The following is a 12,927-nucleotide window of genomic DNA, read 5'->3' as shown; positions in this document are numbered from 1 at the left end:
ATGGCTTGGTTTGCCGGCTTTAATATGCCCATGCCCGATGGTACCTCCTCTGCCTCTTACCGTTGTGCATTACCACTTACGGAAGAATACCGCAATTTTGATGCAGGCGCGCTCGGTGCTACCCACGGCGCCCTCGGCACCCAGATCGTTTGCGAAGTGATCAAATACCTGATCGGCGTCCCTTTGGGTATTGCCGGCAAATTCTATGGCATCGACTACCTGCACAACCAAACCATTGTGCACGATCTGCAGCCAGACACCGCTCTGATCGACAGCACCCGCACTGCAGGTGTCCTCACCGCAGAAGAATACGGCCTGGAGATCGTTCCCGACGTGGAGGATTAGCTGCCTGCCCGCCGAAGGCGATCACTTCGCTTCCGCCAACACCGTTTTGGCGCCTATCTTCAGTTCATGCTTCACACCCAGTTTCAGTGAATAGTTGGCCGCCTGGTGCCCGCTTGGAAAACCAAAGCAAACGGGGAAGTCGTAGTCTTTAACAAGGTTGCTGATAATTTCATATTCGGATTGCCCGAAAGGCGTATCTGTTTCTTTGCCATCTGTGAAAGCGCCTACTACAAGACCAGCCAGGTTGTCGAGCCAGCCGGCACGTTTCAGGTTATACATCATGCGGTCAATGTTATACCGGTATTCACCGATATCTTCCAGCAGCAGGATCTTACCTTTTGTATTGATCTGGGATGGTGTACCTGAAAGGTTGGCGAGGATCGACAAATTGCCGCCCACCAGTATGCCGGTGGCTTTCCCTTCCCTGTTCAGCGGATGCGCAGGAGCGGAATAACGGTAAACCTTGCCACGCAATGCCGCCGCCAGGCTTTCGGTATACTCATTGTCAAATGTAGCAGGAGTAATGCCGCTGCACATCATGGAATGCATGGTGGCTATGCCTAAACGCCGCTGCACATGCGAATGCAGCGTGGTAATATCACTGTAGCCGCAAAGCCATTTGGGATGCTTACGGAAACGGGTAAAATCCAGTTTATCTATGATGCACACCATACCATAACCACCACGGCCAAATATAATCGCTTTTATTTCAGGGTCGTTCAGCATATCCTGCAGCTCTTCCAGCCGCAGCTCGTCCGGTGCGGAGAAATTATGAAAGCTGGTGCCCACCGTAATACCGAGATGCACCCGGTATCCCCAGGAAGTGAGTACGCCACGCGCATACTCCGCCGCCTGCAGATCCATTTTGCTGCTGGAGCAGGTAATTCCGATCAGATCACCTTTTTTCAAATATGGCGGAATTTTTACCATTGTTCCTTTTGTTTACCTTTGCAGATTAGTTAGCGTAAATTGATTCTTTTTTCGCCGACTAAGATGATAAATTGTTATGGTGATTCCAAAAACAATCATCGATTTAAAGTTTATTTAAGCATTCGTTAAGAGAATATGGCAAAATTTAATAGATATTTAATAACTGCGGCATTACCGTATGCCAATGGCCCGGTGCACATCGGACACCTCGCCGGCTGCTACCTGCCTGCAGATATTTACGTGCGTTATTTACGCGCAAAAAAAGCAGATGTAAAATTTGTTTGCGGTACAGATGAACACGGAGTTCCCATTACCATCAAAGCAATGAAGGAAGGCGTAAGCCCCCAGGATGTGGTAGACAAATACCACAAAGTGATAGGCGACAGCTTTGCAGCAATGGGCATTTCCTTCGATATTTTTGCCCGTACCAGCGCTCCTGTACACCACAAAACCTCGCAGGACTTTTTCCTGAAGATGTACAACGATGGCCTGTTTGAAGAAAAAGAAAGCGAACAGTTTTTTGACCCGGAGAAAGAAATGTTCCTGGCCGACAGGTACATTATAGGCACCTGCCCCAACTGTGGTAACGATAAAGCCTATGGCGACCAGTGCGAGCGCTGCGGAAGAACGTTAAGTCCCGACGAACTGATTAACCCGCATTCTGCACTGAGCAATGCACCACTGGTGAAAAAGAAAACCAAACACTGGTACATGCCGCTGCAGAACTACGAACCATGGCTGAAGGAATATATCATCGACGGTCATAAAGAGTGGAAGAACAATGTATACGGTCAGTGCAAAAGCTGGCTGGATAGCGGCCTGCAAAGTCGCGCTATGACCCGCGACAGCAACTGGGGCATCAAAGTACCCCTGCCCGATGCGGAAGGAAAAGTATTGTATGTATGGTTTGATGCACCCATCGGTTATATCTCCGCTACAAAGGAACTGACCGAAAACTGGGCGGATTACTGGTGTAAAGACGATACCAAACTGGTACACTTCATTGGTAAAGACAATATCGTTTTCCACTGTATCATTTTCCCGGCTATGCTGAAAGCGCACGGCGGATTTGTATTGCCCGATAATGTACCGGCCAACGAGTTCCTGAATATTGAAGGGGAAAAAGTATCTACCTCCCGTAACTGGGCGGTTTGGGTAAACGATTATATCCAGGACTTCCCCGATCAGCAGGATGTGCTGCGCTATGTATTATGCGCTACGGCGCCGGAAACAAAGGATAACGATTTCACCTGGAAAGATTTCCAGGACCGTAATAACAGTGAGCTGGTAGCCGTATTCGGCAACTTCGTAAACCGCGCTATGGTGCTGATGCACAAATTGTGCGGCGGAAAAGTACCACCGCTGCATCCGGAGTTCATCAACGACGGCGACACGGAAACATTGAAAGAATTTGCACTGGCAAAAGAAAAGATAGAAACCAGTATTGAAACCTACCGCTTCCGGGAAGCATTGTCTGAAGTGATTGAATTTGCCCGCAAAGGCAACCAATACCTCCAGAAGAATGAACCCTGGATCCTGGCCAGCGTACTCGATAAGCTGAAAGCCGGCGAACAGCATCCGAAATACCCACAGTATGAGGAAAAGGATATGGCGTTTTTACAGGGACGTATCGACATCTGCCTGCATATTGCATTACAGATGACCGCCAACCTGGCCATCTTCTCCCATCCATTCCTGCCGTTTACCGCCAAGAAGATCTGCCATATGCTGAAAGTAGTGGATCGTATGCTGGAATGGGACAATGCAGGCAGCGACAAACTGTTGAGTGTAGGCTATTCCCTGCGTCCGCCTGAGCTGCTGTTCAAACAGGTGGAAAATGAACAGGTAACTGCACAGGTGGAAAAACTCCACGCCGGTTTAAAACAGGCAATGGATGCAGCTGCAGCAGCTGCTCCCGTTGTGGAGGAAACACCTGCCGCCCCTGCAAAACCCGAAATTCAATACGATGATTTCGCCAAACTTGACCTGCGTGTAGGCACCATTCTGCAGGCGGAGAAAGTGGCCAAAGCAGATAAATTACTGAAACTGCTGGTAGACATCGGCACAGAACAACGTACCGTTGTTTCCGGCATCGCTATGCACTTCAGCCCGGAAGATATTGTAGGCAAACAGGTAACCCTGGTAGCCAACCTGGCGCCCCGCAAAATGCGCGGTATCGAAAGCCAGGGCATGATCCTCATGGCGGAAGATAACGGGAAGCTCATTTTCGTGAACCCTGCCGAAGCGGTAAAGCCAGGCAGCGGGGTAAGCTGAAACCAGCCAGGGTAGCTTGATCCCGGATCAAGTCCACCTCACCTCCGCATTGCCTCCATGTGCACAGCACGGATACTTCGGGTGCAAAGCAGGTGTAAAGCGGGTGCAAAGTGGGTGCAAAGCAATGATAAAGAAAGATTAAGGGAGATATAGGCGAATCGCTTATATCTCCCTTAATCTTTTAAAATCCGGAATAATCAACCAAAATAATCAGCGTAATCAGCATAATCAGTTTAATCCTGAGTCAGACAAATTCCGCATCGCCCGAAGGCGATGCTCCGCACAATTTTGTATCGGCTTTATTTTTATATGTGGATTATTATATGTTTATCTCCCTGCATCTGAAATATCCCCCAAATTGTTAAGCACCCGCCTATTTTACCTGTCTTTACAAAAAAGTATTATAGAAATCGCGTACACCCTGATGGTGGAACTCCAAAAAATGCTAAATTCAGGGATCGGTAAATTTAAGTTACAAATGCTGGAGGCTCCGCGTAAGCCTACAGCTAAAAGCCAAAGCAATGAGACACATCAACAAAGTAGCCGTTTTAGGTTCGGGGGTAATGGGATCAAGGATCGCCTGTCATTTTGCAGGGATAGGCGTACAGGTGTTACTGCTGGATATAGCGCCAAAGGAACTCAACGAGGCGGAAAAGAAAAAGAACCTGCCGCTCGATCATCCGGCCGTGAAAAACCGGATCGTGAACGATGCACTGCAGGCAGCTGTTAAATCCAATCCTTCGCCCGTTTTTACCAAAGATGTGATCAAACGCATTAAAACAGGCAACTTTACTGATGATATGAAACGCCTGGCGGATGTAGACTGGATCATTGAAGTAGTAGTGGAAAACCTGGATGTGAAGAAAAGCGTGTTTACCCAGGTGGAGCAATTCCGGAAACCAGGTACCCTCATCACCTCCAACACCTCCGGTATCCCCATCCACCTGATGACGGAAGGCCGCAGTGAAGATTTTCAGAAACACTTCTGCGGTACCCACTTCTTTAACCCGCCCCGCTATCTCCGTTTACTCGAAATTATTCCAACACCACATACAGATCCCGCCGTCATCGATTTCCTCATGCACTACGGCGACCTTTTCCTCGGAAAAACAACCGTATTGTGTAAAGATACCCCCGCATTCATTGCCAACAGGGTAGGCGTGTTCTCTATCATGGCCATTTTTCACATCATGCAGGAAATGGGACTGGGTATCGACGAAATTGATGCGCTCACCGGCCCGGTAATAGGCCGCCCAAAATCCGCTACCTTCCGTACCGCCGATGTGGTAGGGATAGACACCCTCGTGAAAGTAGCCAAAGGCGTCATGGAAAATTGCCCGCAGGATGAAGCCATCGGTATCTTTAAAATACCGCCTTTCCTCCAGAAAGTAGTGGAAAACAACTGGCTGGGAGATAAAACAGGACAGGGATTTTATAAGAAAACCAAGGGAGAAGGCGGCAGCAAGGAAATCCTTACACTGAACCTGCAAACAATGGAATACGGACCCAAGCAACGGGCAAAGTTTTCCAGCATTGATGCAGCCAAGCCCATTGAAGACCTGAAACAACGCATCAAAGCGCTGGCAGGCGCTTCAGATAAAGCCGGCCAATTTTACCAGCAGTTCCATGCCTTCCTTTTCTCCTATGTATCGCACCGCATTCCCGAAATAGCGGATGACCTCTATAAAGTAGACGACGCCATGAAAGCCGGCTTCGGCTGGGAAATCGGGCCCTTCGAAACCTGGGACCTCCTGGGTGTGGAAGCATCTGTAAAACTCATTGAGGCCAAAGGGCTCACCGTGGCTCAATGGGTAAAAGATATGCTGGCGAAAGGGATCACCAGCTTCTACAAAGTAGATAACGGCAAGAAATTATATTACGACGTAAGCACACAGGCTTATAAACCGCTACCCGGAGAAGGACAGTTCATTATCCTGGAAAACTTCTCCAATAATGTAGTGTGGAAAAACAGTGCCTGCAGCCTCATTGATATTGGCGATGGCGTGGTTTGTTTCGACTGGAAAACAAAAATGAATACCATCGGCGGAGAGGTGCTGGAAGGTTTGAATAAGGCGATAGACCGCGCGGAGAAAGATTTCCGCGGACTGGTAGTAGGCAACGAAGGCACTAACTTTTCTGCCGGCGCCAATGTGGGTATGATCTTCATGCTGGCGGCGGAACAGGAATATGATGAGCTGGATATGGCCGTGCGGCTTTTCCAGCGCAGTACCATGCGGCTCCGTTATTCCTCCGTACCGGTAGTAGTGGCGCCACATGCGCTTACATTGGGCGGTGGTTGCGAAATGTGCCTGCATGCCGATAAAGTACAAGCGGCAGCCGAAACCTATATAGGGCTGGTGGAGCTGGGCGTGGGCCTGATCCCCGGTGGCGGCGGCACCAAGGAAATGACGCTCCGCGCCAGCCTGGAATTTAAGGAAGGCCGCATCGAAGAAGAACCCCTGAAAGATTACTTTATGACCGTTGCCACTGCTAAAGTAGCTACCTCCGGTTTTGAAGGATTCGATATGGGCGTACTGAAAAAAGGACATGATGAAGTAACCATGAACCTCAGTCGCCTCATTGCCGACGCCAAACGTAGCGTGATAGCGCTGGCCGACGAAGGATACACCCGCCCCGTGGAAAGAACGGATATCAAAGTAATGGGCCGCGGTGCTTTAGGAGCCTTACTGGCAGGCGTATACGCCATGAAGTTCGGTAACTATATTTCAGAACACGATCAGAAAGTAGCCAATAAACTGGCCTATGTAATGTGTGGCGGGGATCTTACAGAAGCCTCTTTTGTAAGTGAACAATACCTGCTGGATCTCGAAAGGGAAGCCTTCCTGAGTTTGTGCGGTGAACGCAAAACGCTGGAACGCTTACAAAGCGTGATCAAAACCGGCAAACCGGTACGAAATTAAAAACTGTTATTTCAATGTATGGGAAATGTAGTGAAGATTAGCCATAAGATCATTCGCTGCATTTCCCTTTTTATTTTCATCTTTTAGATTAATTCCCGTGCCAATTCTATCCTTACAGAATATTTCCAAAAAATATGGCGCCGTACAGGCATTGTCCGGTATTTCCTTTGATGTGCCGGCTGGTAGCGTATTCGGCGTACTGGGCCCAAACGGCAGCGGTAAAACCACGCTGCTGGGTATCGTTACTGATGTGCTCAAAGCAGATACAGGCAGCTTCACTCTTTTTGACAAAACACCTTCGGCGACAGAACGACGGCAAATAGGAACGCTGCTGGAAACGCCTAATTTCTATCACTATCTCAGCGCATATAAAAACCTGGAAATATCCGCTGCTGTCAAACATCGCGGCAAAAACGATATCGCCAGGGTGCTGGAAATATGCGGTCTTACACAACGGCAGCACTCGGCTTTTAAAACCTATTCGCTTGGAATGAAACAACGGCTGGCCATTGCTTCCGTATTACTCGGTGATCCCGATGTATTGATCCTTGATGAACCTACCAACGGCCTCGATCCCTCCGGTATTGCGGAAGTACGCGAACTGGTGCGTAAACTGGCCGATAGCGGCAAAACCATTATCCTGGCCAGTCACCTGCTCGATGAAGTGGAAAAGGTATGCACACATGTAGCCATTTTAAGAAGCGGTAAATTATTGTTGTCCGGCCCCGTGGATACGGTGATCAGCCGGAACGACTTTGTGGAAATGTCGACTGTAAATCTTCCGGCGCTCCAGGCGGTAATGCTGAAGTACCCAGGTTGTACGGCTGCCGTTATACAGGGTAATATTGTGAAGGCTTCGTTTACGGATCTGCCCAACCCTGAAGCGATTAACCGCTACTGTGCAGAGCAGGGCATCTGGCTCAGCTACCTGCAGCTCCGTAAGAAAAGTCTTGAAACCGCATTCCTGGAAATCACTAACATCAGCGCATCATGAAACAGATCATCTATACCGAATGGCTCAAAGTAAGGAACTACCGCACGTTTTGGGTAATGTTGCTGCTGGCGCTGATAATTATCCCCGCAGGCAATTTCATGGTGGCCGATAAATTCAGTAACAACCTGCAGCAGGTAGGCAAAATGTTTGGCAATCCCTTCAGTTTCCCCGAAGTTTGGCTCACCGCGGCTTCCATCAACAGTTATATCTCCGCACTGTTCGGGTTGCTGCTGATCATACTGGTTACCAATGAATACACCTACCGTACCAACCGGCAGAATGTAATTGACGGATGGGAGAGAAGCCAGTTTGTGTATGCAAAATTATTCTGGCTGGCAGCCATATCGGTGCTTACACTGGTGGTGGCTACCATCAGCGGCGCCTTAATAGGGATCATCTACGGCAATAAACCTTTCAGCCTGGAAGGATACCACTACATGTTGTATTACTTCCTGCAGTTTAATGTGATGCTCACTATTGCCCTGCTGATAGGGGTGCTGGTGAAGCGGGCGGGGTTGGCCATCGTGCTGTTTATTGCCTACAATATGATGCTGGATCAGCTGTTGTCTTTCCTGGTTAAAAGATACGTAGGGCCGGCGGGTGGCCTGTTGCCGCTGCAAAGCGGCGATGAGTTGCTGCCGTTTCCGCTGGTGGGTAAAATGGTATCTGCCAGCGATCAGTATGAAACTTATGTGTATGTAACGGCCATGATTGCTTACATCGCTTTAGGCATCTACCTGGTTTTCAGGAAAATATTAAAATCCGATCTGTAGAAATATCCATATATTTCACATTCTTTTAAAGCGAAATGTTTGGCAGAGAGCTTAAATTTGTTGAGCAAAGCTAAAAGGTGAATTATGGCAAAACAAGAGCGGGTTATACTGGTAACAAACGATGATGGCATCACAGCGCCGGGCATCCGTGCGCTGATAGAAGCAGTAAAGCCTTTGGGTAAAGTAGTAGTGGTAGCGCCAGACAGTCCGCAATCGGGCAAAGGACACGCTATTACCATCGGTATTCCGCTGCGCCTGGAAAAAGTGGACATTTTTGACGGGATAGAGGCATGGCAGTGCTCGGGCACACCGGTAGACTGTGTAAAGCTGGCCCGTGATAAGATCCTGCATGGCAAAAAAGCGGATATCTGCGTAAGCGGCATCAACCACGGCGCCAATCATTCTATTAACGTGATCTATTCCGGTACCATGTCGGCCGCCATGGAAGCTGCTATTGAAGGCATTCCCTCCGTGGGCTTTTCCTTCCTGGAATATAGCTACGATGCGGATTTTTCGCTGCCCCGAAAAGTAGCGCATGAGGTTACCAAAAAAATGCTGGCATCAGACCTGCCTCCGGGTACCTTGTTTAATGTGAATATCCCGATAGTAAGTGAAAAGGAATTTAAAGGACTGAAAATAAGCCGCCAGGCAGACGCCAAATGGGTGGAGGAATTTGACGAACGCCGCGATCCGCATGGAAAAAAATACTACTGGCTCACAGGAGAATTTAAAAACCGCGATAATGGACAGGATACGGATGTATGGGCATTGGATAATAACTATGCCTCTGTAGTACCGGTGCAGTTTGACCTGACTAATTATGCATTGAAAAAGAAGCTGGAAGAAGACTGGAAAGATTTGTGAACATTCGTTATATCGCCATTATAATTACAGTATGTTAAAAAAAGACAATCTTCCGTTAGGAATTTTACTGGGGTTTTTAACACCCCTGTTCGCGTTTTTCCTGTACTATTTCTTTGTTATCAAACCGCATAACAATGTAGGGCTGGGACAATTCCTCGGTATTCTGAAAGATAATAAACAGATGATCCCGAAGCTCACCAGCATCTGCCTGCTACTGAACGGACTGGTATTTTTCCTGTATACAAGAAAACGGCTGGATATTACTGCCAAAGGTATATTCCTGATGACCATGCTGTATGCCATTGGCATATTATTACTTAAACTGATCAGATAATTTTAATCAGACAATATTGAAATATTACATTATTGCAGGAGAAGCGTCAGGTGATTTGCATGGCAGCAATCTTGTAAAGCAATTAAGACAATTAGATACGTCTGCGGATATACGTAGCTGGGGTGGCGACCTGATGGAAGCTGCCGGCGCCCACGTGGTAAAGCATTACAAAGAACTGGCCTTTATGGGTTTCGTGGAAGTGGTGATGAACCTGCGTACTATTTTAAAGAATATAGAGATCTGTAAGAAAGATATTACTGCCTTTAAACCTGATGTGCTGGTACTGGTAGATTACCCCGGCTTTAATATGCGCATAGCCGAATGGGGAAAGCAGCAGGGATTTAAAATTGTGTATTACATCTCCCCGCAGGTGTGGGCCTGGAAAGAAAACCGCGTGAAAAAGCTCCGGCAGTATGTAGACAAAATGTTGTGCATCCTTCCTTTTGAACCGGAGTTTTACCATAAATGGAATTATGAAACAGAATATGTAGGACATCCTTTGGTAGAAGTGATCAAAGCAGCCAAAGAACAACCTGCAGATGCCCCGTTATCAGATAAACCTGTTATAGCCGTGCTGCCGGGCAGCCGTAAGCAGGAAGTAAGTGTAAAGCTGCCCATCATGCTCACCATGGCAAAGCATTTTCCGCAGTACCAGTTTGTAGTGGCACAGGCGCCAAGCCTGGACGATCATTTCCTGGAAAGCCTTACCGGGCAGCATCCCAATGTATCCATGGTAAAAGGACAAACCTATAAATTGCTGCGCCAGGCAAAAGCAGCACTGGTTACCTCGGGAACCGCCACGTTGGAAACAGCTTTGTTCGGCGTACCTGAAGTAGTATGCTATAAAGGAAATCCTATTTCATACTTCTTTGCAAAACATCTCATCAAAGTAAAATATATCTCCCTGGTAAACCTGGTAATGGATAAGCTGGTGGTAAAAGAATTGATTCAGCACGATCTTACAGAAGAAAACCTGCTGAAAGAACTGAACGCCTTACTGAATGATGAAACCACCAGGAACCGCGTCATGAAAGACTATGCGGAACTGTGGCATAAACTGGGTGAGAAAGACGCTTCCCGCCGCGCTGCGGAAGTGATCTACGAATATGCAGTTGCTTAGTGTTTCCTGATCAGCCTGATCACCATAATGATAATGGCTATTATAAAAAGTAACAGGGAAATTCTGTTCATCCCATGCATCATGGCCACGTAACGTGTTTTGGGTGCATTGGGATCTTTTTTGCCTATATACAGGTACCTCAATATTTGTTTCCAGATACTTTTCATCTCCCAAAGATCGAAAAATCAATGCTATTTTTGATCCTTCTGAAAAAATAGGACATGAAATATTTACTGTTAACAGTGGCGTTGTTTTTTACCCTGTTTACCAATGGAATAGCACAAAACAACCCCATGCTCAGTGGTTGGGAGTTTTCCCGGACCGATGAAGGCATCTGGCGGCCGGCTACTGTACCCGGTACCGTTCACACCGATTTGCTGGCGCAGCATTTAATTCCTGATCCTTTTGTGGGTACCAATGAGAAAGCAGTACAGTGGGTGGATAAAAAAGACTGGCAATACCGTAAAAGATGGCATATAAAAAAACAGGAGCTGAACGCAGAAGTAATAGAACTGGAGTTTAAAGGTTTGGATACTTATGCAGATGTATACCTGAATGAGCATTTAATTTTGCAGTCGGCAAACATGTTTGTTTCGCATACGGTAAATGTGAAAGAATGGCTGGTGGCCGGTGACAATGAATTGCGGATCCTGTTTAAAAGTCCCATTAAAACGGATATGCCCAGATTTTTGCAGGACAGCATCATCTATCCTGCAGGTAACGATGCCAGCGATATTCCCTTAAGCATTTACGCCCGTAAAGCGCCTTATCATTATGGCTGGGACTGGGGCCCGCGGCTGGTTACATCGGGTATCTGGCGGCCGGTGGCGCTGCATAGCTGGAACAAAGCAACCATCCGCGATGTGTACTGGCAGCAGCTGCAGCTGGATTCCGCCAATGCAGATATGCAGGCGGAAGTAACCATTGAAGCTACCGCTGCAGGTGATTATACTTTGCAGGTAACGCAGGGAAAAACAACAGCTGCACTGGCCAAACTGCCCGTTAGCCTGCAGGCGGGAACCAATGTGGTGAAAGTACCTTTCTCCATAAAAAAACCAATACTGTGGTGGCCGGCCGGTATGGGCGATCCTTACCGTTATGAATTGCAGGCAAGCCTGCTCAGTAACAAAAAAGTAGTAGCGGCGCAAAGCAACCTGTTAGGGCTGCGCACCATAGAAGTAGTGAACAGGCCGGATAGCCTTGGCGAATCTTTTTATGTAAAGGTAAACGGGCGCCCTGTGTTTATGAAAGGCGCCAACTACATTCCCCAGGACAATTTCCTGCCGCGGGTAACACCGGGAAAACAGGAAAAGCTGTTTCACGATATGATGGTTTCCAACTTTAACATGGTGCGCGTATGGGGCGGTGGTATTTATGAAGATGATAATTTTTACAGGCTGGCAGATCAGCACGGGATATTGGTTTGGCAGGACTTTATGTTTGCCTGTACCCTTTATCCTTCAGATCCGGCGTTCCTTGAAAATGTAAAACAGGAAGCGGCAGATAACATTAAGCGGTTGCGTAATCATCCCTCCCTGGCCTTATGGTGCGGGAATAATGAAATTGCAGTAGCCATTAAAAACTGGGGCTGGCAAAACGGTTATGCCTATACGAATACACAATGGGAAAGTTTGCAGCAAGGGTATGATAAATTGTTTAAAGACGTGCTGCCACAGCAGGTAGCCAGGTATCAGCCGGGCGCTTTCTACTTTCATTCTTCTCCCATCAGTAACTGGGGCAAGCCGGAAGATTTCACCAGGGGCGATAATCATTACTGGGGCGTATGGCATGGTATGGAATGGTTTGAAGCATTCAATACACATATACCGCGCTTCATGAGTGAATATGGTTTTCAGTCCTTCCCATCTATGGAAACCATCCGCACATTTGCCACGAAAGATGACTATGATATCTTTTCCAACGTGATGCAGGCCCACCAGAAAAGTCCGGCTAAAGGAAATACCGCCATTAAAACATACATGCTGCACTACTACCGGGAGCCAAAGGATTTTCCTTCCTTTGTTTATCTCAGCCAGGTATTACAGGCCGAAGGGATGAAAGTGGCTATAGAAGCTCATCGCAGGGCTATGCCATATTGTATGGGCACTCTCTATTGGCAGCTGAACGATTGCTGGCCGGGCGCTTCCTGGTCCGGCAGGGATTACGACGGCCGCTGGAAAGCATTGCAGTATTATGTGAAAGAAGCGTTTAAACCACGGCTGGTATCCAGCGTTATTGAAAACGGGCAGCTGGGCACCTGGCTGGTAACGGATGCATATGAAGGTAAAGCCGATCTGCTGATGAAAGCAGTGGATGTAAATGGAAAGCTGATCTGGCAGAAAGAATTAAAAGACATCTCCATAAGATCAAAT

General features: G+C 47.7%; 11 protein-coding genes. 9 read left to right on the top strand and 2 right to left on the bottom strand.

Going from position 1 to position 12,927, the window contains the following annotated elements; all coding sequences use genetic code 11:
* On the top strand, positions 1–345 hold a 345-nt coding region (locus VN105_RS08790; protein ID WP_325639945.1), incomplete at its 5' end, for a hypothetical protein.
* A gap of 21 nt (positions 346–366) precedes the next feature.
* On the opposite strand, the gene VN105_RS08785 is transcribed toward VN105_RS08790, so the two are convergent.
* Positions 367–1,254 (bottom strand): LD-carboxypeptidase, encoded by an 888-nt coding sequence (locus VN105_RS08785; protein WP_325639943.1) that lies wholly within the window; start codon positions 1,252–1,254, stop codon positions 367–369.
* A 156-nt stretch (positions 1,255–1,410) separates the two neighbouring features.
* Between VN105_RS08785 and metG the strand changes: the two genes are divergently transcribed.
* From metG to lpxB, 7 genes are all read left to right on the top strand, one after another.
* Positions 1,411–3,549 (top strand): methionine--tRNA ligase, encoded by a 2,139-nt coding sequence (gene metG / locus VN105_RS08780; RefSeq protein WP_325639941.1) that lies wholly within the window; start codon positions 1,411–1,413, stop codon positions 3,547–3,549.
* A gap of 521 nt (positions 3,550–4,070) precedes the next feature.
* A complete protein-coding gene (locus VN105_RS08775; RefSeq protein WP_325639939.1) occupies positions 4,071–6,470 on the top strand; it encodes a 3-hydroxyacyl-CoA dehydrogenase/enoyl-CoA hydratase family protein in 2,400 nt (799 codons plus the stop codon).
* 97 nt (positions 6,471–6,567) lie between these two features.
* Positions 6,568–7,464: an ABC transporter ATP-binding protein gene (locus VN105_RS08770; protein ID WP_325639937.1), complete on the top strand. Its 897-nt coding sequence runs from the start codon at positions 6,568–6,570 to the stop codon at positions 7,462–7,464.
* The gene (locus VN105_RS08765) at positions 7,461–8,237 is read left to right on the top strand and encodes an ABC transporter permease (protein ID WP_325639935.1); all 777 of its coding nucleotides are present in this window, start codon (positions 7,461–7,463) and stop codon (positions 8,235–8,237) included. The genes VN105_RS08770 and VN105_RS08765 overlap by 4 nt, the downstream gene beginning before the upstream one ends.
* Positions 8,238–8,321: 84 nt before the next feature.
* Entirely contained in the window at positions 8,322–9,101 is a 780-nt protein-coding gene (gene surE, locus VN105_RS08760; RefSeq protein ID WP_325639933.1) for a 5'/3'-nucleotidase SurE, read from the top strand.
* A 31-nt stretch (positions 9,102–9,132) separates the two neighbouring features.
* Positions 9,133–9,435, top strand: a complete 303-nt coding sequence (locus VN105_RS08755; protein ID WP_079469450.1) for a hypothetical protein — start codon at positions 9,133–9,135, stop codon at positions 9,433–9,435.
* A gap of 16 nt (positions 9,436–9,451) precedes the next feature.
* Positions 9,452–10,555 carry a lipid-A-disaccharide synthase gene (gene lpxB / locus VN105_RS08750; RefSeq protein ID WP_325639932.1) on the top strand — a complete coding sequence of 368 codons (1,104 nt, stop codon included), beginning with the start codon at positions 9,452–9,454 and terminating at the stop codon, positions 10,553–10,555.
* Here the strand turns inward: lpxB and VN105_RS08745 are convergent.
* Positions 10,552–10,722: a DUF6728 family protein gene (locus VN105_RS08745; protein WP_325639930.1), complete on the bottom strand. Its 171-nt coding sequence runs from the start codon at positions 10,720–10,722 to the stop codon at positions 10,552–10,554. The two genes, lpxB and VN105_RS08745, sit on opposite strands and share 4 nt — an antisense overlap.
* A gap of 54 nt (positions 10,723–10,776) precedes the next feature.
* Between VN105_RS08745 and VN105_RS08740 the strand changes: the two genes are divergently transcribed.
* Positions 10,777–12,927, top strand: a 2,151-nt coding sequence (locus VN105_RS08740; protein WP_325639928.1) for a glycoside hydrolase family 2 protein, incomplete at its 3' end; no start/stop codon positions are given.

The sequence above is a fragment of the Chitinophaga sp. genome (assembly GCF_035564935.1).
Classification (GTDB): domain Bacteria; phylum Bacteroidota; class Bacteroidia; order Chitinophagales; family Chitinophagaceae; genus Chitinophaga.
This window is presented reverse-complemented; position numbering and strand designations above follow the sequence as displayed.